Source organism: Marinomonas shanghaiensis, assembly GCF_003259175.1.
Classification (GTDB): Bacteria; Pseudomonadota; Gammaproteobacteria; order Pseudomonadales; family Marinomonadaceae; genus Marinomonas; species Marinomonas shanghaiensis.
In genome coordinates this window covers 38,464-62,201 of record NZ_QGOK01000004.1, presented here as the reverse complement: position 1 = coordinate 62,201, position 23,738 = coordinate 38,464, and the positions used below count along the sequence as shown (strand labels likewise).

Below are 23,738 nucleotides of genomic sequence, written 5' to 3'. Positions count from 1 at the left end.
TCTACGCCCACTCTGGTTTTATACGACGCTTTCCTGAAGCTGTGTTGACAGGGCTTTTGCTTCAAGTGTTCGTTCATTAAGGTGTTTTAATCGCTCGTTCACTTCTACGGCCAGTCTGCCAATATTGACTTGTTTTACAGAGTTTTCCTTAACCAACTGGTTAATACCATGCACTTCGGTACAAATTTCAGCCAGTGACTCGCCGGCTTTGTTCGTGAGTTCGACGGTATTCTGCACCGATTGCACGCTACCATCGATGTTGTTTACCGCTTGTGTCACGCCTTTTTGCAGGCTCTCTATCATGGCTTGAATGTCTTGGGTAGATTGTTGGGTTTTGCTCGCAAGGTTGCGTACTTCGTCCGCGACGACAGCGAAACCTCGACCTTGTTCACCCGCTCGGGCCGCTTCAATCGCCGCATTCAGCGCCAATAGGTTGGTTTGATCAGCAATACTACGAATAACATCGAGTACAGAGGAGATTTGTGCCGAATTATTCGAAAGCTGGTTGATCACATCCGCTGTAGAAGACACTTGGAGAGTCAATTCTTGCAGGACATTTTCAGCCAGTTGTAAATTGTGCTGGCCTTGATTGGCATCGTTTACCAACGCACCTACTTTTTGGGCAATAATTTCGGTGTTGCCCGCCACACCTTGAATCAGTGGCGCGCTGTGTTGGCGGCGTTCAAGAATATCGGACAGATCTTGCTCTTGTTGATTTGCAATCTTACTGAGCGCGTTAATGTGGCCCTGCAGTGCGGTATTGTGTTCTTTTACGTACTGCTCTTCTTGCTTCGGCGGCATGAGTGCATGAATCGACCGATCAATCCAAAGTGGAAAGTCATCGGCATGTGTCGGCAAGGTTAACGGAGTGCGATCGGAGACGTGTTTAGCCAGAGCATCGGTGACAGACTGCTGCATTTTATCTTGCTGGCGGCCTTTTTTCTGGGCGATGACAATCGCCAATATGGCGACGGCGGTCAGCAACCAAAGCAGTATTAAACTGATAACCGTTGGCAAACGATCGGTTAGCGTGAACTGGATTGTCAAGGCGATGGCCATGAGGATTGCCGTGATCAGCAACCCAGTAAACCACACATTTTGTCTAGCGTTCATGATGAGTTCCTATTCTTATTGTTGTGAGCCATGCTGTTAAAGATTTTGATCAGAACACAAAACAGATGTTTTTTACAATTGTTTATTAGGCAACCAGTTTCAATTTTGAGATAGGTGATAGAACCATAAACAAATGACATTCAAGGGGTTCGCTTTTTCTATTGTCTTTGCTGACAATCATGACACAAAGCGTAGGTTCCTCGACGCTTGTTGACCATCTATGCTGAGTTAATCAACTTTCATGCAAGCCACTTTGCTTTACAGTATTCGTATCAATTAAAAGTGATTCAGGAGCGAGTTATGTCTAACTACAAAAGCGGTGTTTCGCTGAAGGCAACACGTTATAACGACAAGCTGTTACTTAACATGAAAACCTCAGGCCACCCAAGCGAGCTAGACTTTGATCGCATTACGCCTCAGTTAGAGGCGGCGATTTACTCTATCCATTCCCCTTACGCAGGCTTGCTGGTTGATATTAGTGAATTCGAAGGCTGGAGTATAAAAAGCGCGTGGGAGGAGTTTTTATTGAGCCAACGACTTGGTGGTGAGTTTAATCGCATTGCCATTTATGGAAAGAGTCGTTGGCAAAATAGGCTAATTCGCGTCATAAGCTGGTTTATCTCGGCGGATATCAAGGTATTCAAGCGTAAAAAAGAAGCGACTGACTGGGTGATGGCTTCTTAAGTCCGTCTTGGACGGTTGAACTTAACAAACCCTTTATAAGTACAGCAGTAGATTACTAATATCAGAGATGTAAGCGGCTCCACTAATCCATTTTAAACAATATTAAATGAGCAAATTTATGCTCAAAAATAACCTTTAAAGATATTTTTGAGCAATTAGCTTCTCATAAAATACTTTTAATGACTATAATGAGCAAAACTATGCGCACACAGGCATTCGATGAAAACACTTACTATCCAAGCTCTGACTCAACAACAATGGCGCGATATCGCTATACTACAACTACTCACCCCTGAAAAAGGGACAGCTAGCCCGAGTCGCCTTGGTTATGAGTTTGAATATTCCGTCGAGTGGTTAGATCTTAATGATGAGCATGCTTGCAGCTTAATGCTACCCGTGCAAATTATGATTGAGCATGAAGCCGATCATTGGTTTGGCTTTTTAGAAGATATTGTTCCTGCTGGTGCAGCCCGTCGATATTTAATCGACTTATGGGGACTTCAAGCCCTTTCTTCTGGTGAACAAGACACTGCCTTATTGGAGAAAGGTACTATTGCGCCAATTGGCAATTTGAGAATAAAAGAGTCTCTCCCCACCTTACCAGCTGATTCCACTCTTCATCTTCGAAAATTCACTTTAAATGATGTGGTCGAACGCGACTCTAGCTTTTTAGAATATGCTCAAGAGATGGGAGCCATTAGTGGTGGTGCAACGGGCGCAGGGGGCGAAGCCCCCAAACTGTTAGTGCGTTGCTCAGCACAAGAAGAAATTTGGATTGATACGTTTCAAGAGCAACATGATATTGCCGATGCCCATTATTTAGTGAAGTTTCCTCGTGGCAGAAAAACGCAAGATGATTGTGATATTTTGCGAGCGGAATATCACTTTTACCATGAATTAACAGATATGGAATTTAATACGATCAGCACAGGGAACATGAAGCTACTAGAAGGGAGCCGATACCCTTCTCTTTGGCTTCCAAGGTTTGATACTCATTGGAATGAATGCAACTGGGAACGCTATGGTTTGGAATCTATTTTTTCTGTATTAAACAAACCTGCTGGGAGCTACCTTAATCATTTTGAGGTCATCCGTTCTGTTTGTAACTTATTACAAAAGCAGTCAACAGAGTTTGATACAGAAGCATTTGTTTGCGAATGGCTAAGCCGCGACTTGCTCAATATCGCTTTCGGCAATTCTGATAATCATGGTCGTAATACTGCCCTACTGAAAAAGCCTAGCGATATTGGGTTATCACCCATTTATGACTTTGCACCAATGAAAGTAGATCCTGAAGGTATCACTAGAACCACAAAATGGGGATCACCATTTGAAGAAGGCGGTGAATACCGTTGGCAAGCCATTACAGAAGAGCTTAATGATTTATGCCCGTGTGACACTTCATTCTCAGCACTAAAACAAACCGCAAGCAAGCTTATTGGTTTACAACAACGTCTGGAAGCGAGAGGTGTGCCTGAACATATTTTAGAGGTTATTCAAGTTAAATGGTTAGAAACGAAACTAGCACGTTGGGATCTTTTATGAACATGACAGCTTCCGAACGCCAAGCTTTATTAGTAGAGCTTCTACAGCAGCACATGTTGGGGGAACTCACCCAAGGACAAATGTTAAAACGCCTTCGCAAGGAGGTACTGGGCTTTTCCCAAACTCGCTACGCAGAATTAGTGGGCGTGAGCCGTCGCACCTTGACCGATATAGAGCAAGACAAAGGCAGTCAAGTACAGAGCATTATCGACAAGGTGTTCAAGCCTCTGGGAATGAAATCTGGACTAACGCCAATTCATCCTCATGTCGCGAAGCATATAATGGCTGGCGCTCAGCTTGATGGCGACTTAAAGGTGAAATAATATTATGGCGCTCTAGTTTCATAATTAATCAAGCTAATCAAACCCCTACTTTATCCACTCAGCTAAACGTGCTGACTCCGGCCACCAAGCAAAAGCATCAAGCCAAGCATCTGCACTTGGGCTGAACCAGTAGCCCACCGCACAGCCGAGCACTAACAGCACTGAAGCCAGTGGTTCACCCCAGTCGGTGAGCTTCATGGCCGTGCCAAACGAGCGTTTAATGCGCATCCCAGACAGTTCGATGCTATATAACTCATCAAGAACGAGGTGAATGGTCGCGCCGAGGAAGATAAAACCGCCAATGCCCCAAGCGGTTTTTGCCTCCAGTGCAAACAAGTGATAAGCGGTAGGCACGGCAAGCGCCGCAAACATGATATTGGCCAGTACACTGTGCAGCGTCCCTCTGTGTACGGTGAATTGCTCAAATGCCCATTGAATTGGGAAACGCACGACGAGATAGCTCATTATCGCCAAAGCGAGTACTTGCCAATGCAGCAACTTATCCATCGAAAAAGCGATGGCGAGCCCTGCGACCAAAGCCCCAAACAGCCGAAATATCAGTCGAATAGCCGCTGAATCATCGGCGTCTATATCGGGTAACAAGCCTCCCAGCGTTCCAGCCAAAGCGTAAAGAATGGCGTCGTTCATATTGGCGTAGCCCAAAATAAAGGCACTCGCGGCCATTGGTGCACTGAGTATGGCGGCCACGGTAACGTGGGTTTTGAAATCAGCCATCTAGCATGTTCCTTGTTGTTTTATAAGATAAAATCCTCTTTTTCGGAGGGTAACGTTTCGATGGGCGCATGCTACAGGAATCAAGATCTAGAATCTGCGCACACTAGGTTAAAGATTCCTTAAAGATTCGCTTCTTTATTGTTTATACTTAGGTAAGCAATAGGCTAAATAGCCTCGTTAAACCGACTAAGAGACCTTCGATGGCAAAGCGTAAACGCGGTATTTTGAGAAAAATTTGGACCCTTCTGTGGTGTGTTCTGCTATTGCTGATTCTGGTTTTACTGGTGTTTCGCTTTGCGCCAATCCCCACTACCGCATTTATGTTGCAAAGCGATTATCCAGTAAAGCAGACGTGGATCAGCATAGATAAACTGCCGTCTCATATGCCACTGGCGGTGGTGGCGTCCGAAGATCAGCGCTTTCCAGATCACTTTGGTGTCGATTTTGCGGCGATCAGTAAAGCACTCAGCCAATACGATGAAGGCGACGGTCTACGTGGTGCCAGCACGATTACACAGCAAACCGCAAAGAATCTCTTTCTGTGGTCGGGCAGAAGTTTTATTCGCAAAGGTTTAGAAGCCGGTTTAGCCGTGGGTCTTGAAACGCTTTGGGGTAAAAAACGTATCTTAGAAGTGTATTTAAACGTGGCGGAATTTGGCAAAGGCATTTACGGTGTCGAAGCCGCCAGCCAACAGTATTTTGGTCGCTCCGCCAGCAAACTGACCATGAACCAAGCCGCACGACTTGCTGTGCTGTTACCCAGCCCACGCACTCGCAGCCCTAATAATTTAACCTATTACCTTCGCCAAAGGGTCGACTGGGTTGAAGTGCAAATGCAGCAGCTGGGACCTGACTATTTAAAATCGATTATTGAGTAAATCAGGCGACAGGCACAAACAGTGGCTTGCCATTTAATCTTGTCATGGCGAGTTTCTGACGATACAACGGCTCTAGATTGTCTTGCGTTAATAAACTGGCGGCGTCGCCCCAAATAGGCGGTCGATCTGGGTATAAGAGCAACACATGAGAACACCATTGAGCCGCCACGTTCACATCGTGTAATGACATCACCACCACTCGCCCCTGACGGGCTTGTTCGGCCAGTAAGCCCATGGCCACGACTTGATAATGCAAATCTAAATGATTAGTCGGTTCATCCACCAGCCATACATCGGGTGCTTGGGCCATTAAAGCGGCCAATGCCGCACGCTGACGCTCGCCACCCGATAAATGGTTCAACGGACGTTGCGCAAAATCCATCAAATCCAAACGGGCTAATGCAGCATAAGCCAACGCCACATCCTGTTCACTTTCCATTTCCCAAGGAGATAAGTGCGGAAAGCGGCCCAACAAAACACTTTCTAATACAGTAGCGGGAAAGCCATCTTGATGCTCTTGAAACATGATGCCGATTTGCTGTGCCAGCGTTAAACGAGGCAGCTGAGTAATGGGTTGTCGATTGAGTTCAACCCTTCCAGAAGTGGGGGATTTCAACGCCGCCAGCGTATGCAACAAGGTGGTTTTGCCCACGCCATTGGGCCCTAAAATGCCCCACATTTGTCCTGCACGAAAACTCAGGGATAAAGCATTTTCAGGCTGTGGTGGCTTATTGGGTATCGCAGCCAACAATTGGGTTAACACAAGCTGGCTCATAAACGCCCCCGTTGCAACAAATACAAAAATGTCGGCACACCCAGTAATGCGGTAATCACGCCCACGGGCAGTTGTTCTGGGGCGATCACAGTACGAGCCAAAGTATCTGCCAGCGTGACCAAACAACCACCCGCCAACGCACTAGCGGGTAAGATGAGCCGCTGATCATTGCCCAGCACCATGCGTAACATATGCGGAATGACTAAGCCCACAAAGCCCACGCTGCCTGCCGTTGTCACGGCAATAGCGGTCAGCAAACTGGCTAGCAGAAACACCAAGCGCTCTAAACTTTTGACATTGACCCCCAGTGCTGCCGCTTGCAAAGGCCCACGCGCCAACACATTAAGACTTCGTCCCAGCGGCATCAGTACCATACAGGTCGGAATCAGCACCAACCAAGCAATCCAAGGTGTGCTGGCATAAGACAAATCGCCCATTAACCAGTACAGCATTCCAGGGATTTTATGGGGCGGTGCCAAGGCTAACATCAGGGTGATTAACGCTCCCCAACCAGCAGCAATCACCACCCCAGTTAATAATAAACGCATGGGCGCAGTGCTGCCCAAACGGGTGGATAAGCCAAACACTAACAATGTCGATAACACCGCGCCAATAAACGCCATACCTGACATGAATACGCCGCCAATGCCCAGCAAAATCGCCGCTAAAGCCGCCACCGAAGCTCCGCCAGAAATACCGAGCACATACGGATCGGCCAGCGGATTACGCAGTAGAATCTGCATTAACGCCCCCGCGACAGCCAATAATCCGCCCGTCGCAAACCCCGCCATCACGCGGGGTAAACGCAGCTCCACCACCAAGGTTTGATTGAGTGTCGATCCTTGTCCTAACAAAGCCTGCCAAACCGCAGAAAACGATAAACTCACACTGCCCTGCGTGATAGCAAACACCATACTCAACAACGACATGAACGCCAATATCACCAGCGGTAACAGCATGCTATAGCGACTTGATAATGACATAGGCTTAACGTCGAGCACGGGCGATATCCAGTTTTTCACAAAGGATGTTGGCGCCTTCTAATAGACGCGGTGTTGGCCGCTGAATCAGCGACGGCGGCACAAAGAATAAATTGTCTTTTTGAGTCGCAAGCAAATTAGGAAAAGCGCGCCATGGATCTAACCAAGCCGCGTTCTGCTCTCCCATTCCCCCAGTCACTATGGCTTCTGGGTTTTCCAGTAATACCGCTTCTTGACTCAGTCGAGGAATCAAACGCGGTGAATCGGCGAACACATTGATGCCACCACAGAGGCTCACGACCTTGCTAATATAATGGCTCGCATTCATCGACATCAGTGGCTCCGCCCAAACTTGATAAAAAGTACGCACGGGCGAGGCATCTTGATAACGATCACGTAAGTTGTGTATTCCGGTACGAAAGCGTGTTGCTTGCGCATCGGCCACGGTTGAAGTGCCGGCCAATTTGCCCATGTTTTCAATCGTGCGGGCAATGTCTTCGAACTCATAAGGCTCCACGTAATACACGGGCAATCCCAACCGTACTAACGTATCAATCTGCTCAGAAGGATTGCCCGTGCCCCACGCCAGCACTAAATCTGGCTGCAAGCTCAGCAAACGCTCTAGATCTAAACGCGTATGACTGCCCACTGAGGTAACACTTTTTGCCGCTTCAGGGTAATCGCTATAAGACACCACCGCCACCACATTGTCACCGGCACCTGCCGCGTAGATCAGCTCGGTTGCTCCCGGTGACAAGGCTGCGATACGCGTTGCCGCTTGCTCAAGACACACGGTCTGACCACGGTCATCCAGCACACAAATAGCATCGGCAAAGGCAGCGGGCACGCATGCCCAACCACCTAACCCAAATGCTACTGTGACGTCCCGTAAAATACGTCGAATCATCGTCATTAGAACGCCATGTAGTTAACAGTTAAGAACACACCACGCCCCGGATTGATATAATCTTTGGCGGTTTGGTATTCTTTATCCAGGGCATTTTTAATGCTCAGCTCGGCGTTCCAATCACGGGCAAAATCGTAACTAGCACGCAAGTCCATCGTGACGTACCCTGGCAACATTTCATCGCTGCCTAAAGTCGTCGCACGGCCGTTGGCACCGATCAAGGTCATGCCTATTTGACTCTTTTCAAACATACGATCTAGACTAAGACGGGTACTACGCTGAGCACGTTTGGGCAATTGAAAACCTGTCTTATCATCCTTTGCGTCCATCCATGTAAAAGCCGCACCAAGTCGCCATTGCTCCAGCGTCAAACCAGACGATAACTCGATCCCCTGAGCCGTAGAATCTACGTTGTAAGCTTTCCAAGACCCTGTGTAGTTAGACCAAATCACAAGATCACCATAAGCGGCATCAAACACGGCCACATCCCAATATCGGTCACCATAATCAGCTCGAATTCCCACTTCCACAGTCTTAGAGCGTGTGGCATCCAGTGTGGGATCACCACTACCGGGATAATACAAGTCATTAAACGTAGGCGCGGCAAAAGCTTCGCCATAGCTGGCGCGCAGTCGATGAACCGCATCGAGCTTATAACCCGCCGCCACACCACCCGTTGTGGCGTCACCGTAGGCGCTGTTGTGATCTTGGCGAAGATTGAGCTGTAAACTGGTCACCCCAAAATCAAACAAGGCCTGGGCAAAAGCCGCGTCATTGCGACGATCTGGTGCTTGATACCGCGTGACTTCCACACTGTCTTCTGAAGTTTCCGCACCCAATACAAATTCATGATCGTCTGCCCAAACCGTGTTACTCCAACGAGCCGTTTGTGTTGTCGTCGCGTAGGTTTCCGCAGAGGACACCGTGGTTCTGTCGTTGCGAGCCTGAGAAACTTTGAACTCTGTCTCCCAATTGTCCGTCACGGGAAAGCTGCCTCCCAAACCAATCACTTGTACCTGGTAATCACTTTCGTCACCCACGTAATGATTGCGTCCTGCGCTGTTCATTACCAAACTGCTGATACGTGCTCCGCTATCAAATTGGTGCCCAACATTGAGTAGTATATTTTCATTGCGATAACCTTGAGCCTCCTCCCCTTTTTTGACTATGTCACCGTCGGTCTCAAAGATTCCTGCCGACAAGAGGTACTGAGTATTCTCGTGGGAGCCAGCTAAGGTTGCCTCTGTTGTTTTGGTATTAAACGACCCCACTCCGATGGCGAGATTCGCTTCAGGCTCGTCTCCTGCTTCTGGTAAAAACATCTGGATCACGCCACCCACCGCATCCGCGCCGTACAGCGTGGCTTTCGGCCCACGAACAATTTCTAAGCGATCAATCAAGGAGGTCGGAATGTTCTCAAAGGGCGCCCCACCAGACGTTGCGGAATACAGCGGAATACCGTCTAACAAAAACTTAGTCGATTCTGCACCCGCACCGCGCATATAGACACTGGTGGTTTTTCCGTAACCGCCATTTGAACTAACATCTACACCAGGCTGAGCGGCCAGTAACTCGGTTATCTGTTGCGCTTGCTGGGCGTTTACTTCTTCTGTGTCGATGACGGTGACAGAAAAAAGCGAATCGGCGGTGCTCACTGGTGTTGATGTTGCCGTGACGACCAAAGGCGATAAGGTTGACGATGAATCCGATGTTGTCTCTGCCTGAGCCGACACGACGGACATGACACTACACGCCACGAGGGTTCTCGTGAACGCAGGGGAAGTAAATGGAGTTTTCATAAATAAGATCTACTGTTGCACTGAGCACGCCCGCACAGTGATGACATTTGGTTCCAGCGTAAGCAGAACCCCCAGTTACAGGCAGGTCTCCGGACTCAAAAGTTGCGAATGCAGACTTTGCCGCCTTCCCATGGCGAACCACAGTGGCGTATTGGCAGAGTTTGACTTTTTTACCGTTGCGGGGGCAGCGTCAGAATTGCACTGACTTCCCTATTATTGCGAACACCTAGGTCCACAACCTGTAACGGCGCGTACTCTAACACAGAGCGAAGATAACGCTAAATGAATGCGCTTCAAGCGCAGATTAAAGGCATTATATTTTAAGGAACCTGACCCCTTTAAAAGCGTTAAATGCTAGAATCCACCTATTCCGATTAGGTATTATTTTAAAGGCAGGCTATGACCGTTCTTCTGATGACCCCACCCATGACGCAACTGAATACGCCGTATCCAGCGACGGCGTATCTGACTGGCTTTTTGCGCTCTCGGGGCTATGAGGCAGTGCAGCGCGATCCTGCTATTGAGTTGTTTCTTGAGATGATGACAGCGCCTGCGCTGGATATTATCCGTCAGCATGTGGAAGACAACTTCGAATCCTTTGAAGACGATGAACTGCCCGATGCGGTGTTTTGTTTCTTAGCTGAATTTGACCGCTATCGTCTGTGTGTCGAGCCAGTGATTCGCTTTTTACAAGGCAAAGATTCCAGTCTTGCGCTGCGTATTGTCTCCCGCCGTTTTTTACCAGAAGGCCCTGCGTTCGACGCCATTGCGCAGATGGAAGCCGTCTCAGGCGATATACTCAAAACCGCCTTTGGTCAGCTGGGTGTGCAGGACAAAGCGAAGTATTTAGCCACCTTGTTTATCAATGATTTGTCGGCGGTGATTACCCAAGGCGTTGACCCGTATTTTGAAGTGAGCCGTTATGGGGAGCGTTTGGCAGCGGCTAACCCAAGCTTTGATGATCTCTACAATACCCTGATGGGCGAGCCGAGTTTCAGTTCGGAAATTCTCGAACAGTTGGTCGAGCAATACTTGGAAGAAACCCAACCCAGTGTGGTGGCCTTAACCGTGCCTTTCCCTGGCAATATGCTGGGCGCATTACGCATTGCACAAACCTGTAAAGCCATCAATCCTGACTTGCCTGTCGTATTGGGTGGTGGTTTTATCAATACCGAGCTGCGCGCGCTGAAAGACCCTCGCGTGTTTGAGTTTGTCGATTTTATTTGTCTAGACGATGGCGAACGTCCGTTCATGACCTTGTTGGAATTCTTTGATGGTCAGCGTGAAATTGATGAGTTAGTGCGTACTTACTTTCTTGCAGAAGACGAAAACGGCGAGCCCTATGTTCACTACAATGAAAACGCCGAGCTGCATGATATTCCCCAAACCGATGTCGGTACGCCCATTTACGATGGCTTGCCGTTAACCGAATACTTGTCCTTGTGTGAAATGCTGAATCCTATGCACCGCATCTGGAGCGATGGCCGCTGGAACAAGCTCACCATTGCCCACGGTTGTTACTGGCGTAAATGCAGCTTCTGCGATGTGACACTGGATTACATTGACCGTTACGACGCTGCGGGTGCCGATATATTGGTGGATCGTATTGAAGAATTAATCGCCGAAACCGGACAAACCGGCTTCCACTTTGTCGATGAAGCGGCCCCACCAAAGGCATTGTTTGCCTTAGCAAGACGTTTAATCGAACGCGGCGTGGTCATCAGCTGGTGGGGCAATATTCGCTTTGAAAAGACCTTCACCCCTGAGCGTTGCCAGTTGTTAGCGGACTCTGGCTGTATTGCCGTCAGTGGTGGTTTAGAAGTGGCGTCCGATCGATTGCTTAAGCTGATGAAAAAAGGCGTCAGTGTTGAGCAGGTCGCTCGTGTTACCAAAGCCTTCAGTGATGCGGGTATTCTGGTGCACTCTTATTTGATGTACGGCTTTCCAACACAAACCGAACAAGAAACCATTGATGCGCTCGAAATGGTACGACAAATGATGGCGCAAGAGTGCTTCCAATCGGCGTTCTGGCACCGATTCGCCGCCACAGCGCACAGTCCTATTGGAATTAATCCCGAGGAGTACGGCATCACTTTAGCGGAACGCCCTGATATTTTGTTCGCGGAAAACGATGTGGATTTCACCGACCCGACAGGCACAGATCATGACATGTTAGGTGATGGACTGCGTAAAGCGCTCTACAACTACATGCACGGTATCGGTTTTGATCAACCGATGGATTTCTGGTTTGATAAACCTGTAAAACGCACCTTGGTGAAAAAAGACCTGATTACCAAAGCCTTGAACGACCTGATTGTCAGCAGTTAATCGCATGTTAGAAAAGCCCTATTCGAGGTATGTATAATAAGGGCTTCATAACACCTCAGGACCTGTTGTTACAGTTTCTCCATCATATTACGAAATAAGTCGGCACCAGGCAGTTGACTGGCAAGACCACACAACCAAAGATAAGCACGGTGTATTGGGTAACCACGAAAAATCCAACGCTTTCTTAATTGGTTGTAATGGATAAAAAACGCTTTTTTGTAATTTGCCATGGGGTGTTCACATAAGGCCGACCAAGCTTTATATACACCCGATAGATCCGCCCCCCGCATAATACGCTGTAACCAATTGGGAAAACGGGAATAGGTTATGGCGGATTGAAAATCAATAAAATAAGGCTGGCCATCTTCACCGACAAGAATATTACCCAGGTTGCGTAAATCTAAATGCACCAAACCACGACGGTGCATTTCAGACACCCTGTGCTCTAATTGATTAAAGAAAAGCTTAGGCAGTGTCTTATTTTGTTTATTGAGTGTTCGTAAAGGCGTTCCCTCGATAAAGGAATAAGCGATACTAATAGCAGATAAGCGATGAAACTCATTGCTCACACCACTCATACCACTGAGGCGATCTAACGCCTTGTATTCTTGATTAACAAACAGACGCGCAACCGTTTTCCTCACAATCCACGGACTATGTTGAAAGTCTTTAATGACTAAATCAAAACGATCATCTTTGTATCGATAGACGATCGCATTGGCGAAGCGCCCTTTGTGAAGCACACTAATATGATGGTTATGGAATGAATGTTCAGGAAAGCATTTACCTAACTGCGCAGTCAAAACTTGCTCTTTCATCATGGACACCTGCATCGGTCATCGTCTTGTTAATGAGATTAACAAACGTCAGTTTTATGCAATAGTGGTGAGCATGAGTCTCACATTTCATTACCTTTTTATTCCAAACTATGCAGAAAATCTGTCAAAGATGAATGAAACAGAGTTTTTTTCCGTTTAATGTATTTCAGACATTATTTATGGTGATATCCCGTCTGACTCAAGCCAAATGCTAACGCATGAATCCACATTTATTTTACTTAGCAAAGGGGGAAAATTAGCAGACAGTACCGTTATGCTTCTAACAGAACTGGAAAAAAGCGCTAAAAAAGAGTTTCAACTATTTGTCGACATACCACTTGGACTAGAAGTCCCCCGCAAACTCCTAAAAAAACTTTGCAACGGATTTTGCACTGTTTACCTAGCTTTATAGCATCCTCACTTCTCCCTGCCTTTATTTTAATAGGGGGTGTGTTACCCTGTTTAGACTATGGCTGGACTCTAGGAGAGTTGTATTGTTTAAACCAAACTATTATTTATTGATCACGGCTGTCTTTGTATTGTTGGTTATTATGACTCGCAATGTGTATTTTCAGTTGGCTTGGGCATGGTTCGCCCTGTCTTTTTTCACTGTCAGTCTTGCCTACCTTCTAAATAAACCCACTATTTTTCGTAAACGCTCCGATGGCACGGTGCCCGTCTATATTCGTTGGGTATTTATGCCATTTTTGTGGAGTACACAACTCTATAACAGCTGGGCGAGAAGCACGGATTCGGTTCCTGCATTGCAAAAAATAGATGACGGTTTATACCTTGCGAGACGCTTATTTCCATCGGATATTCACGATATCAAAAACGCTAATATCAGCGCGGTATTAGACGTGACCGCCGAGTTCAGCTCACTAAACTGGGTGTCTTATCAAGCCGATATTGATTATTTGAATATTCCGATTCTTGATCATTCTGTGCCGTCTGATACACAAATCCACCGCGCGTTGAATTGGATACACACACATCGTAAAACAGGACGTTCTGTTGTTATTCACTGCGCTTTAGGCCGTGGCCGTTCTGTCTTTATGATGGCGGCGTACTTACTCAGCCAAAACCCCAAATCATCGCCTGATGCTATCATGGATAAGATCCGCGATATTCGCCAAACCGCTCGCTTGAACAAACGTCAGTTTAAGCATTTAAAACGTGCTTTAGATAATAAGCTTTTAGTGGTTCATAATTCGGCTTGGTTGATCGCTAACCCTATGTCTGGTACACGCCAATGGGAAGAAAATCAGGATGACATTTTACGGTATTTGTCGGCTTATTTTGATGTAACGGTCAAAACCACTACACCAGAGAAAAATGGCACTGCGTTAGCCAAAGAGGCGGTCAAAGCGTCACCCGATATGGTAATTGCTTGTGGTGGTGATGGGACAGTAACCGAGGTTGCGGCCGCCTTAGTTGGCACGAACATTACCTTGGGCATTATCCCTTTTGGGACCGCTAACGCCTTAAGTCATGTGTTGTGCGGAACCCTGTCAAAAATCGCTCCGTTAGAAACCATCTGCTTGAATTTAATCGACGGCTGTGAGCAACGCATCGACACAGCGACCTGCAATGGCGAATTAATGCTATTGCTAGCAGGGGTTGGATTTGAACAGCAAATGATCGAGAAAGCGGACCGCAGTAAGAAAAACACCAGCGGTCAACTCGCCTATCTACAAGGGCTCTGGGAAGCAATCGGTCAAAACGAGGTTCATGAATTTACCGTGCAACTCAACGATGAAGAACCCTTTACCATCAAGACGCCCAGCTTAACCATTGCGAATGCGGCCCCTATCACCACCTTGTTAGCGCAAGGTAAAGGTGTCCCCAATATTATGGATGGCGAATTGGATTTAACTTGGTTAGACCCAGAGCGCATGCAAATATTAAACTTAGCAGAGCTAGCCATGCTTGGTATGGGCGACAGAAACGAAGACAGTGACTTACCAGAAGACAACAATAACCCTGAAGGCAACAACGGTATCTTTCATCGTTCAGCACAACGCGTCACCGTAGACATCAGTCAAGTCGGTCACTACGTGATAGATGGCGAAACACGCGAGGCAGAGACACTAGAAGTCGTTGTCAGACCGAAATCTCTCAGTGTCATCGTGCCTGAGTCCGTGGTTAACGAAAAAAAGGACGCGTTGCACTAACGAGAAAATGAGCACGATGTTTTGTCGCGAAAAATTTTTGACAAAACATTGTGTCATATCCGCACAATAGCATTTCAAATAAACCCCTTCAAATAATAGCGATTATCATTATAATCCTTTTATACCGAGCATTCTTAACTTATACACGAAGCCAATTTCAGGACAAAGTTACATTTCAGGGAGTTCTAGATTCAATGACGTTACCAATAAACAACGCTTATATCGGCACTCAAAGCAGTCGTAAATGGCAAGACAGTTGCGATCAATACGGCATCATCAGCCGAGCATTGCATTGGGTTACGGCGGCACTCGTCATATTGCAATTCTCAATCGTGTTAGCATGGCGTGGCACAGGGAAAAACACTTTTACCCTATTCCTAGACAGCATAGGCCCACACGGATCATTAGGGTTATTGATTTTAATAGTCACCTTGATCCGTCTGGGATGGACATGGCTAAACAGGAAGCAACGCCCGCCTCAATCACAAGGGATTGGAGGGAAATTAGCGCGCCTCGTGCATGCCGCTTTTTATGCGTTACTGCTTTTTTTGCCCGTTTTTGCGCTGCTCCGCCAGTATGGTGAAGGTTATGAAATCCGTTTATATGGAATGACAGTCCTACCAGAAGCAGAGCGCAACATTACGTGGATGATCGCGCCTGCAGACCTGTTGCACAGCCCGCTTTCATGGTTACTAGGTGGGTTGATGATAGGCCACATAGCAATGGCACTGATTCACCGTTTTTGCTTCAAAGATAAAATCTTAGCGCGCATGACTGGATAAAGCAGCCAACAAAAAAGCCAGCATTGACACTGATTGAGTCAATACTGGCTTTTTGCTTTGCACTTGTGTGCTGATTATTTGTTTTAGCTAAGACACTGTATTCCAAGGCAAATGCCCAGGAGCTGCATCAACGAAGTTGAAGTACTGCTCTAACTGATCAATCAGATCGCGTATGACTTCATCTTGGCTACAACCATAGAGTTCATAACCCAACGCACCATTACGAATATACACATCGGCTTGCCAATGGGTATCGTACTTGCTGCTTTCACTGTGAGCTTCTGGTATTTCATGCTCAGTAGCCAACACTTGGTAATAAAAATCCAGTTTTTCATCTCGCTCTAACTGGAAAGTAACACCATTTTCCTCTCGAGTGATATTGGCTTTCCAACCATGAATCGCCAGTTCTTTCTGCACTTCTTCCATGGCCGGTTCCACGACATCTTTGATAAAGTGCTTTACTTTGGCTTCGCCAGGAAACTTAAACAAGGTACTTAAGCGCTTACGCCAGCTACCTTCGTTACTAAAGGCTCGGCCCGGTGTCGCTGCGGCCTCTACCGCGGCCCCGCGATGCCCTTCAATCACTAAAGCTCGCCATAAGCCAAGTGCGGCAACCAACATGATGATGGCAAAAGGCAATGCCGCTAAAATACTCATGGTTTGCAATGCCCCTAAACCACCCGCCAATAACAAGGTTGCTGCGATAATACCTTCAAGAGATGCCCAAAAGACTCGCTGCCAAACTGGCGTTTCTAGTGCGCCACCAGACGCCAATGAATCCACCACCAAGGAACCCGAGTCCGACGAGGTAACAAAGAAAGTAATGATCAAAAAGACGGTGATCACTGATAAAAAAGTCGACCAAGGCAGTAAATCATAGAATTGGAATAATGCCACCGAATGATCCGCTTGCACTTCACCAATCAAAACATCCTTGCCCTGCTCCATAATCAAATACAGCGCGGTATCGCCAAAGATAGCAAACCATAAAAAGGTAAACAGAGTCGGAACCGCAAGCACGCCAAAAATAAACTGACGAATCGTACGACCACGGCTAATCTTGGCAATAAACAAACCAACAAATGGTGCCCAAGCGATCGTCCAAGCAAAAATAAACAGCGTCCAATTACCAATCCAATCACTTTGCGTATAAGCCTGTAGATTAAAAGTACGCTCGACAATGTTACTCAGATACGAACCAGTGTTTTGTACAAAAGCATCAAGAATATGGATGCTTGGGCCAACAAAAAACACAATCACCATGATGAATACAGCCAAGCCCATATTCAAAATCGACAGGTTTTTCACCCCTTTATCCATACCCGCAACCACAGAGCCAATGGCAGCTAAGGTGATTAAACCAATAGCGGTGATTTGCACCATGGTATTAATCGGAATGTCTTCCCAAAGATAATGCAAACCTGCATTGATCTGGGTAACCGACAAGCCAAGCGTAGTGGCCAAACCAAATAAGGTACCGAGAATCGCAAATACGTCGACAATATGACCAATAGGGCCGTATATACGATCACCAATCAGAGGATACAGCGCCGAACGCACCGACAGCGGCAAGCCATGACGGAACGCAAAATAAGCCAGCACTAACCCCATCAGGCCGTAAATACCCCAGATATGTAAGCCCCAATGGAAATACGCAATCTGCATGGCTTCACGAGCGGCACCAATGGTCTCTGCGGTCGCATTGGGTGGTTGGGAAAAGTGCAAAACAGGTTCTGCCACGCCAAAAAATAACAAGGCAATCCCGTAACCAGCCGAGAAAAGCATGGCAAACCAAGCGGGAAAACTGTATTCAGGGTCTCCGTGATCTGGGCCTAAGCGAATATTGCCCCAGCGACTAAAACCAATACAAACAAGAAATACGAGAAAAATCGCGGTCGCCAGCATATAAAACCAGCCAAAGGTCTTAGTCACCCAAGCCAATGCACTTTGAAATACTTCTCCTGCAAGCTCTGGATTACTTAAGGTTCCGACGATAAGAAATAGGGTAACGACAACGGTTGGAATAAAGACTGGAAGCAAAATCGCCCCCGTTGCCGTCTTTTGTGAATAGGTCATAAAGGCTCCTCCTTTGTGCATACTTTGACAAAAGCGGACAATAATTGCAAGAAAATGTTTAGACATCTAAACATATGGCACGTTAAGTGAGCCTGTCGAATGGACACAAAAAAGCCAGCATTGACCCTAATCTGCCAATGCTGGCTTTCGTATTACCGCCGTATTCAGCGACTATTTCCTTAACTGCCCCCCTGATCTCGTTTTAACAAACAGAGATTAAGCGGTGAAATAAAGCGCTGTTTGATTCCAGTACAAATTGTTAATGCTGAGCGGCTACTTGCAGTGCTTTCATTTCGTCATGGCACTCTTTCATTCTAACTTTAACGCGGCGCAAAGTGACTTCACAATCTTGCGTTTGTTTTCTCTCAAGCGCTAAATCAAGCTCTTCGAGCACCTTGTCTTCCACTTCTTCTAACTGATCAATGTAAGTAAAAGCAGTCGATTCGCTGGAGATCTTTGACATCAACTTAGTATAAGTTTGGCGCGCTTTGACTAGATTATTGGTATCGGTTTCTACTTCACCTTGCTGATCGACAGCGAATGGCTGCAGCTCATCAACCGCTTCCGCTTTAGCGCCAATCATGCGATTAAAAAAAGCGTTATATGTGCTGTCATCTAATTTGGTTTTCGCTTCTTGGTAGAATTCAATACCGCCGTTCATCACTTTAATAATGTCTGTAATGTGGTGGGCTTGTGCAGTTTGATTTTGCATATGTTCCTCCTAATTAGCGTTACTTTTATTCCGTATTGCTACATACATACTTGGCGATGGCTGGATTAAAAACAACCGTATTTCTGTAGATGCACTGAGGCTGCATGTTTTTTGCAGAAAGTAGAGATTCTCCCTACAACTGAGCCTCTTTTTCTTATAGAAAATTAAAACGCAACTCTTGATCTAGCGCAGTTCCTGTCTTCTTCATCTATGACACCATGACCACATAGCACTACGACTAATTAAATCAAAAGATGGAGTTTGTTATGAAAGCCGCTGTAGCCAGTAAATTTGGTGCCATTCTAAACATTGAAGAGGTCGCTAAACCTAAGATCGAACCACATCAGGTACTCGTTAAGATTCATGCTTGTGGGGTGTGCCATACGGATTTACATGCTTGCCATGGAGATTGGCCTGTTAAACCGACCCTTCCTTTTATTCCGGGTCATGAAGGCGTTGGCGAGATTGTTGAAGTCGGCAGTGCGGTAAAGCATTTGACCTTGGGCGATAGAGTCGGCATCCCTTGGCTGTACAGCGCCTGCGGACATTGCGAGTATTGCTTAACAGGCAACGAAAATTTATGCCTTTCGCAGCAAAATGCTGGTTATTCCGTCGACGGTGGTTACGCTGAATACTGCGCGGCTCATGCTGAATATGTGGTTAAAGTACCGGAAGGCTTAGGTTATGTTGAAGCAGCGCCGTTATTCTGTGCTGGTGTGACGACCTATAAAGCGCTCAAAGTCTCTGGCGCAAAACCTGGCGATTGGGTCGCTCTGTTTGGTATTGGCGGTCTAGGCCATTTAGCCGTGCAATACGCCGTTGCCATGGGGTTTCGAGTGGTGGCTGTCGATACGGGCGCAGCCAAACGTGACTTAGCGATGTCATTAGGTGCAGAATATTTCTTTGATTTCAAAACCGATGATGTTGTTAAAGAGATTTTAGACACAACCTCAGGTGTTCATGCCACCGTTTGTACTGCGGTCAGCAAAGCAGGCTTCAGACAGAGCTATGACGTCATTCGACGTGGCGGTAAATGTGTCTTGGTTGGTTTGCCTCCAGAGGACATGCCGTTGCCAATTTTCAACACAGTGCTCAATGGCGTCAGCGTAGTTGGCTCCATCGTTGGTACTCGTAAAGATCTGGAAGAGTGCTTGGAATTTGCCGCACGCGGCAAGGTCAAAGCCATTATCGCCGAAAAAACACTCGATGATATTAATGACATCTTTGCTGACATGGAAAAAGGTGACATTACTGGCCGTATCGTAATGACCTTGTAATACCTCGTTTTTCTCTCGCTTGAAACATCAAAGCCAACGCTTAACGGTTGGCTTTTTCTTGTCTTTGTCTTCGTTTAAATGACAGCCGTTACACGGGCAATCGCGTTGACGCTTTGAGCTCTCGTAAAGATATATTCGAGACAATAGCCGATACACCGGGCAGTTTTCTAAGCACTTGGTCGACAAAACGGCTGTAATCGTCTAAATCTTTGGCGATCACTTGCAGTAAAAAATCCGCCGCGCCTGTGGTGTTATGACACGACAACACATTGTCACACTGCTGAATGAGCTTTTCAAAGGCTTGCGTGGTGTCTTCATCATGTTGATTACAGGTCAGCTGCACAAACGCCATGACCCCAAAACCCAATTTACGACGATCTAGATTCGCCTGATAGTCGGTTATGATGCCTTCTTCCTCTAGACGCTTTAGTCGACGCCAACAAGGTGTTTCACTCAACGAAAGTTCACTGGCTAGCTTTGCGTTCGTCAATTTGCCATCTTGCTGCATACGTCGAACAATATCAGTGTCTACCTTATCCAAAGCCACCATTGAAAGATTCCTCTCTAATGTATCTATTATTAGAAATAGTATTTCTTAAGTTCGCTAATATTCAAGGAAAAGAGCAAAGTAATTTCTCGTGCATTAGGTAGGCTACTCATTAGATGATTACCTACAGGAGCACACCATGAAAGCCGTTGTTTACGAAAGCTTTTCAGCCACGCCTAAAATTATGAATGTCGAAGACCCAACACCAGAAAATCATGGTGTTGTGATCAAAGTTGAAGCCACTGGCGTTTGCCGAAGTGATTGGCATGGCTGGATGGGACACGACCCAGACATTGTGCTGCCACACGTTCCCGGTCACGAATTTGCCGGCATTATTGCAGCCGTTGGCAAAGACGTTCAACGCTTCAAAGTCGGTGACCGAGTTACTGTGCCCTTTGTGAGCGGCTGTGGCTCTTGTCATGAATGCCATGGCGGCAATCACCAAGTATGCGGTAATCAAACTCAACCAGGCTTTACCCATTGGGGATCTTTCGCGGAATACGTTGCCATTCATCATGCGGATGTGAACCTAGTTACCCTGCCTGAAAACATAGACTTCACCACAGCAGCCAGTCTTGGTTGTCGCTTTGTTACCTCGTTCAGAGCGGTGGTCGACCAAGGTAAAGTCAGTGCAGGTCAATGGGTGGCGGTGCATGGCTGTGGTGGTGTTGGCTTGTCAGCCATTATGATTGCCAATAGCATTGGTGCCAATGTGATTGCCGTGGACGTGACAGACGATAAACTTGAGCTCGCAAAAGCCCTAGGCGCCTACGCAACCATTAACGCCACCCACGTAGCCGATGTCGCTGCAGCCATTAAAGACCTCACCCGCGGCGGGGCTCATGTCTCAATCGATGCTTTAGGTCACCCAACGACTTGCATCAACTCTATTAAAAGTTTGAAAAAACTCGGCAAGCACGTTCAGGTGGGCTTGTTGCTAGGCGAGCAAGCCACACCGCCGATTCCAATGAATTTGGTCATTGCCCACGAGCTAGAAATCATCGGTAGCCATGGTATGCAGGCGTTTCGTTACGACGCCATGTTGGCAATGATCAAGTCAGGCAAGCTCAGTCCAGAAAAGCTACTCGGCCGAACCATCAGCCTAGAAGAATCCATTGCCGCACTGATGAATATGGACAAGGCAAACCCACCGGGTGTCACTGTCGTTACACGTTTCTAATTGCCACTTTGCACACAAAAAAAGCGCTTATCTCCAAAAAGTAAGCGCTTTTTTATGTTCAGCCGCAGGAATACTTATGTGTTATCAAGCCACTGAGTGCTTTTCTAAGGGCTGATCCGTTGCATTTCCCGCATCTGGGTCATCATAAACTTCTTGATTAAACTGGCCTTCGCTTTTTGCCACCACTACGGAGACCACCGCATCACCGGAGACATTCACCGCGGTACGAATCATATCTAATAAGCGGTCAACGCCGAGAATCAAACCAATGCCTTCAATCGGCAAACCGACTTGGGCAAACACCATAGACAGCATGATCAATCCCACACCTGGCACCCCTGCCGTACCAATAGACGCCAATACCGACATCAAGATAACAGTCAAATAACCCAGCATACCCAGTTCGACGTTATAGATATTGGCGATAAATACCGTTGCCACGCCCTGCATGATGGCGGTGCCGTCCATGTTGATAGTCGCACCAAACGGCACACTAAAAGACGCTACTGAGTTTTTCACACCTAGACGCTTTGTCACCGCACGCAAGGTCACTGGAATCGTCGCATTGGAGCTCGATGTACTAAAGGCAAACACCTGCGTATTACGCATTTTCTTCATAAAAGTGATAGGGCTTAAACCTGATAGGACTTTTAATACTAATTGCAAGGTAACAAATAGATGGAACAGCAAAACACCAATCAATACCAAGACATAACCCAATAGTTGGGCCAATAAATCCATACCAAGATCCGCAATGGCTCTGGCGATAAGACAAAAGACCGCATAAGGCGCAACCGCCATGATAATAGTGACCATTTTCATCATAATCTCATTAAGAGACTCAACAAAGTCACTGACGACGAGCGCCTTCTTGCCCACCATTAGAATACTGACACCAAACATAATGGAGAAGAAAATCACGGGTAGCATGTCGCCCTGTGCCATCGCACTAATGGGGTTCGACGGTATAATGTTAATCAATACCGTCGACAAAGGTGGAGACGCTTTGCCATCAAAACTGACCGCAGACTCGGCATTCATGCCTTCACCAATGCCGATACTTGAGGCAATCAACAGAGCCGAGGCGATGGCCATGGCCGTGGTAAACAGATACAGAAAAAACGACTTTGAGCCAATGCGGCCAAGCATCTTGATATCACCAATGCCACACACACCAGTGACTAATGAGAAGAAAACCAAAGGCACAACAAGCATTTTCAGCGCATTGACAAACATGGTACCCACCACATAAAACACGCCATTTGTGAGATAGTTGTTCGCCCACGTGCCTGATGCATTAGCGCCCGTCAGGTTAATAATCAACCCAACAATAATGCCAAGCCCCATACCTAGCAAAACTTTAAACGTTGTATTCATAACATTCTCTCTGGTTTTTATGTGTTACTAGACCCTTTCACTGTTATCAGCGTCGTCATCATAGCAGAGTCATAATCAAGGAATTTAACCATTCCACCGTGCAAAAAAGACGGATAAAAGTTCGACATAATACAGGTGATTGGCTTTCATCAAAACTCTCTTTACGTTTTATAAAGCCCATTCCGTTAGCAACATACCCAAAATCTTAAGGTTTCAGCGCGAAAATAACGAGGCAAGGACTTTGTAAATGGTGACTTAAGGTGCTTTAATTCCTGCGTTATTTGTTGGTGTTCTTCTATTTAAACAGCAGCAAAGATGAACAATTAAAATGAGGACTCACTATGGTTACCGCAATTATCATGCTTTCTGTTGAGAAAAAGCACATCAACCAAGTCGCTGAAAAACTGGCGTCTATTGAAGGCTTATCTGAAGTGTATTCTGTCAGTGGTTCATACGATATCGCTGCTATCGCCCGAGTACAAACCAATGACCAGCTGTCTGAACTGGTGACGCAACACCTTGCTCAAATTGATTATATTTTGAAAACAGAAACCATGTTGGCATTTCAAGCCTATTCAAAACATGATTTAGAAGGCATGTTTTCGGTCGGTGTTTAACGCCGTCTCAAAAAATACGGCAGCACAACATTATGTGCAAAATAATGTTGTGCTATTTTGAGTGTTATACGCTGTTTTTTTCAATACAACGGCTAAACTATAAACTGATCA

21 protein-coding genes and 1 riboswitch are annotated in these 23,738 nt (G+C 46.6%); of the genes, 10 read left to right on the top strand and 11 right to left on the bottom strand.

Annotation, left to right across the window (positions count from 1 at the left end; genetic code table 11):
- Window positions 1-18: 18 nt before the first annotated feature.
- Window positions 19-1,113 carry a methyl-accepting chemotaxis protein gene (locus DKT73_RS03635; RefSeq protein WP_111637231.1) on the bottom strand — a complete coding sequence of 365 codons (1,095 nt, stop codon included), beginning with the start codon at window positions 1,111-1,113 and terminating at the stop codon, window positions 19-21.
- Between the two features lie 300 nt (window positions 1,114-1,413).
- On the opposite strand from DKT73_RS03635, the gene DKT73_RS03630 reads away from it, so the two are divergent.
- The 3 genes from DKT73_RS03630 (at window position 1,414) to DKT73_RS03620 (ending at window position 3,665) form a co-directional block, all read left to right on the top strand.
- Entirely contained in the window at window positions 1,414-1,797 is a 384-nt protein-coding gene (locus DKT73_RS03630) for a SpoIIAA family protein (RefSeq protein WP_111637230.1), read from the top strand.
- A gap of 219 nt (window positions 1,798-2,016) precedes the next feature.
- Window positions 2,017-3,342, top strand: a complete 1,326-nt coding sequence (locus tag DKT73_RS03625; protein WP_111637229.1) for a type II toxin-antitoxin system HipA family toxin — start codon at window positions 2,017-2,019, stop codon at window positions 3,340-3,342.
- Window positions 3,339-3,665 carry a helix-turn-helix transcriptional regulator gene (locus tag DKT73_RS03620; RefSeq protein ID WP_111637228.1) on the top strand — a complete coding sequence of 109 codons (327 nt, stop codon included), beginning with the start codon at window positions 3,339-3,341 and terminating at the stop codon, window positions 3,663-3,665. The genes DKT73_RS03625 and DKT73_RS03620 overlap by 4 nt, the downstream gene beginning before the upstream one ends.
- Window positions 3,666-3,710: 45 nt before the next feature.
- Here the strand turns inward: DKT73_RS03620 and DKT73_RS03615 are convergent, their stop codons facing one another.
- Window positions 3,711-4,400 (bottom strand): metal-dependent hydrolase, encoded by a 690-nt coding sequence (locus DKT73_RS03615; protein ID WP_111637227.1) that lies wholly within the window; start codon window positions 4,398-4,400, stop codon window positions 3,711-3,713.
- Between the two features lie 200 nt (window positions 4,401-4,600).
- Here DKT73_RS03615 and mtgA point away from each other — a divergent pair, with 200 nt between their 5' ends.
- Window positions 4,601-5,278 carry a monofunctional biosynthetic peptidoglycan transglycosylase gene (gene mtgA, locus DKT73_RS03610; protein WP_111637226.1) on the top strand — a complete coding sequence of 226 codons (678 nt, stop codon included), beginning with the start codon at window positions 4,601-4,603 and terminating at the stop codon, window positions 5,276-5,278.
- Between the two features lies 1 nt (window position 5,279).
- Here mtgA and DKT73_RS03605 read toward each other — a convergent pair whose 3' ends face one another.
- From DKT73_RS03605 to DKT73_RS03590, 4 genes are read right to left on the bottom strand one after another with little or no spacing between them, the layout of a single operon-like run.
- Window positions 5,280-6,053 carry an ABC transporter ATP-binding protein gene (locus DKT73_RS03605; protein ID WP_111637225.1) on the bottom strand — a complete coding sequence of 258 codons (774 nt, stop codon included), beginning with the start codon at window positions 6,051-6,053 and terminating at the stop codon, window positions 5,280-5,282.
- Window positions 6,050-7,036: a FecCD family ABC transporter permease gene (locus DKT73_RS03600; protein ID WP_198666532.1), complete on the bottom strand. Its 987-nt coding sequence runs from the start codon at window positions 7,034-7,036 to the stop codon at window positions 6,050-6,052. Before DKT73_RS03600 ends, DKT73_RS03605 begins: the two co-directional genes overlap by 4 nt.
- A 4-nt stretch (window positions 7,037-7,040) precedes the next feature.
- Window positions 7,041-7,946 (bottom strand): cobalamin-binding protein, encoded by a 906-nt coding sequence (locus DKT73_RS03595; RefSeq protein ID WP_332871630.1) that lies wholly within the window; start codon window positions 7,944-7,946, stop codon window positions 7,041-7,043.
- Window positions 7,946-9,682, bottom strand: coding sequence for a TonB-dependent receptor domain-containing protein (locus tag DKT73_RS03590; RefSeq protein ID WP_198666530.1), 1,737 nt, complete (start codon window positions 9,680-9,682; stop codon window positions 7,946-7,948). The genes DKT73_RS03595 and DKT73_RS03590 overlap by 1 nt, the downstream gene beginning before the upstream one ends.
- Before the next feature lie 120 nt (window positions 9,683-9,802).
- Window positions 9,803-9,997: riboswitch (cobalamin riboswitch) on the bottom strand.
- A gap of 141 nt (window positions 9,998-10,138) precedes the next feature.
- Between DKT73_RS03590 and DKT73_RS03585 the strand changes: the two genes are divergently transcribed.
- The gene (locus DKT73_RS03585; RefSeq protein ID WP_111637223.1) at window positions 10,139-12,067 is read left to right on the top strand and encodes a B12-binding domain-containing radical SAM protein; all 1,929 of its coding nucleotides are present in this window, start codon (window positions 10,139-10,141) and stop codon (window positions 12,065-12,067) included.
- 68 nt (window positions 12,068-12,135) lie between these two features.
- On the opposite strand, the gene DKT73_RS03580 is transcribed toward DKT73_RS03585, so the two are convergent.
- Window positions 12,136-12,885: an RIO1 family regulatory kinase/ATPase domain-containing protein gene (locus DKT73_RS03580; RefSeq protein ID WP_111637222.1), complete on the bottom strand. Its 750-nt coding sequence runs from the start codon at window positions 12,883-12,885 to the stop codon at window positions 12,136-12,138.
- Window positions 12,886-13,379: 494 nt separating this feature from the next.
- Between DKT73_RS03580 and DKT73_RS03570 the strand changes: the two genes are divergently transcribed.
- Both DKT73_RS03570 and DKT73_RS03565 read left to right on the top strand, forming a co-directional pair.
- Entirely contained in the window at window positions 13,380-15,059 is a 1,680-nt protein-coding gene (locus DKT73_RS03570; protein WP_111637220.1) for a diacylglycerol kinase family protein, read from the top strand.
- 194 nt (window positions 15,060-15,253) lie between these two features.
- Window positions 15,254-15,841 (top strand): cytochrome b, encoded by a 588-nt coding sequence (locus tag DKT73_RS03565; RefSeq protein WP_111637219.1) that lies wholly within the window; start codon window positions 15,254-15,256, stop codon window positions 15,839-15,841.
- Between the two features lie 87 nt (window positions 15,842-15,928).
- Here DKT73_RS03565 and DKT73_RS03560 read toward each other — a convergent pair whose 3' ends face one another.
- Window positions 15,929-17,917, bottom strand: a complete 1,989-nt coding sequence (locus DKT73_RS03560; RefSeq protein ID WP_111637218.1) for a BCCT family transporter — start codon at window positions 17,915-17,917, stop codon at window positions 15,929-15,931.
- 259 nt (window positions 17,918-18,176) lie between these two features.
- Window positions 18,177-18,629: a PA2169 family four-helix-bundle protein gene (locus DKT73_RS03555; RefSeq protein WP_111637217.1), complete on the bottom strand. Its 453-nt coding sequence runs from the start codon at window positions 18,627-18,629 to the stop codon at window positions 18,177-18,179.
- A 266-nt stretch (window positions 18,630-18,895) separates the two neighbouring features.
- Between DKT73_RS03555 and adhP the strand changes: the two genes are divergently transcribed.
- Window positions 18,896-19,906, top strand: a complete 1,011-nt coding sequence (gene adhP / locus DKT73_RS03550) for an alcohol dehydrogenase AdhP (RefSeq protein ID WP_111637216.1) — start codon at window positions 18,896-18,898, stop codon at window positions 19,904-19,906.
- An 88-nt stretch (window positions 19,907-19,994) separates the two neighbouring features.
- On the opposite strand, the gene DKT73_RS03545 is transcribed toward adhP, so the two are convergent.
- Entirely contained in the window at window positions 19,995-20,456 is a 462-nt protein-coding gene (locus DKT73_RS03545) for an Lrp/AsnC family transcriptional regulator (protein ID WP_111637215.1), read from the bottom strand.
- A gap of 136 nt (window positions 20,457-20,592) precedes the next feature.
- Between DKT73_RS03545 and DKT73_RS03540 the strand changes: the two genes are divergently transcribed.
- Window positions 20,593-21,633: a zinc-dependent alcohol dehydrogenase family protein gene (locus DKT73_RS03540; protein WP_111637214.1), complete on the top strand. Its 1,041-nt coding sequence runs from the start codon at window positions 20,593-20,595 to the stop codon at window positions 21,631-21,633.
- A gap of 84 nt (window positions 21,634-21,717) precedes the next feature.
- On the opposite strand, the gene DKT73_RS03535 is transcribed toward DKT73_RS03540, so the two are convergent.
- On the bottom strand, window positions 21,718-23,010 hold the full coding sequence (locus DKT73_RS03535) for a dicarboxylate/amino acid:cation symporter (RefSeq protein WP_111637213.1): 1,293 nt from the start codon (window positions 23,008-23,010) through the stop codon (window positions 21,718-21,720).
- 341 nt (window positions 23,011-23,351) lie between these two features.
- On the opposite strand from DKT73_RS03535, the gene DKT73_RS03530 reads away from it, so the two are divergent.
- On the top strand, window positions 23,352-23,627 hold the full coding sequence (locus DKT73_RS03530) for an Lrp/AsnC family transcriptional regulator (protein ID WP_111637212.1): 276 nt from the start codon (window positions 23,352-23,354) through the stop codon (window positions 23,625-23,627).
- Window positions 23,628-23,738: the final 111 nt, after the last annotated feature.

Excerpts from the sequence above, each read along its gene's own strand:
- DKT73_RS03635 (WP_111637231.1), bottom strand. The coding sequence starts at position 1,113 with ATGAACGCTAGACAAAATGTGTGGTTTACTGGGTTGCTGATCACGGCA.
- DKT73_RS03630 (WP_111637230.1), top strand. The coding sequence starts at position 1,414 with ATGTCTAACTACAAAAGCGGTGTTTCGCTGAAGGCAACACGTTATAAC.
- DKT73_RS03625 (WP_111637229.1), top strand. The coding sequence starts at position 2,017 with ATGAAAACACTTACTATCCAAGCTCTGACTCAACAACAATGGCGCGAT.
- DKT73_RS03620 (WP_111637228.1), top strand. The coding sequence starts at position 3,339 with ATGAACATGACAGCTTCCGAACGCCAAGCTTTATTAGTAGAGCTTCTA.
- DKT73_RS03615 (WP_111637227.1), bottom strand. The coding sequence starts at position 4,400 with ATGGCTGATTTCAAAACCCACGTTACCGTGGCCGCCATACTCAGTGCA.
- mtgA (WP_111637226.1), top strand. The coding sequence starts at position 4,601 with ATGGCAAAGCGTAAACGCGGTATTTTGAGAAAAATTTGGACCCTTCTG.
- DKT73_RS03605 (WP_111637225.1), bottom strand. The coding sequence starts at position 6,053 with ATGAGCCAGCTTGTGTTAACCCAATTGTTGGCTGCGATACCCAATAAG.
- DKT73_RS03600 (WP_198666532.1), bottom strand. The coding sequence starts at position 7,036 with ATGTCATTATCAAGTCGCTATAGCATGCTGTTACCGCTGGTGATATTG.
- DKT73_RS03595 (WP_332871630.1), bottom strand. The coding sequence starts at position 7,946 with ATGACGATGATTCGACGTATTTTACGGGACGTCACAGTAGCATTTGGG.
- DKT73_RS03590 (WP_198666530.1), bottom strand. The coding sequence starts at position 9,682 with ATGTCCGTCGTGTCGGCTCAGGCAGAGACAACATCGGATTCATCGTCA.
- DKT73_RS03585 (WP_111637223.1), top strand. The coding sequence starts at position 10,139 with ATGACCGTTCTTCTGATGACCCCACCCATGACGCAACTGAATACGCCG.
- DKT73_RS03580 (WP_111637222.1), bottom strand. The coding sequence starts at position 12,885 with ATGAAAGAGCAAGTTTTGACTGCGCAGTTAGGTAAATGCTTTCCTGAA.
- DKT73_RS03565 (WP_111637219.1), top strand. The coding sequence starts at position 15,254 with ATGACGTTACCAATAAACAACGCTTATATCGGCACTCAAAGCAGTCGT.
- DKT73_RS03560 (WP_111637218.1), bottom strand. The coding sequence starts at position 17,917 with ATGACCTATTCACAAAAGACGGCAACGGGGGCGATTTTGCTTCCAGTC.
- DKT73_RS03555 (WP_111637217.1), bottom strand. The coding sequence starts at position 18,629 with ATGCAAAATCAAACTGCACAAGCCCACCACATTACAGACATTATTAAA.
- adhP (WP_111637216.1), top strand. The coding sequence starts at position 18,896 with ATGAAAGCCGCTGTAGCCAGTAAATTTGGTGCCATTCTAAACATTGAA.
- DKT73_RS03545 (WP_111637215.1), bottom strand. The coding sequence starts at position 20,456 with ATGGTGGCTTTGGATAAGGTAGACACTGATATTGTTCGACGTATGCAG.
- DKT73_RS03540 (WP_111637214.1), top strand. The coding sequence starts at position 20,593 with ATGAAAGCCGTTGTTTACGAAAGCTTTTCAGCCACGCCTAAAATTATG.
- DKT73_RS03535 (WP_111637213.1), bottom strand. The coding sequence starts at position 23,010 with ATGAATACAACGTTTAAAGTTTTGCTAGGTATGGGGCTTGGCATTATT.
- DKT73_RS03530 (WP_111637212.1), top strand. The coding sequence starts at position 23,352 with ATGGTTACCGCAATTATCATGCTTTCTGTTGAGAAAAAGCACATCAAC.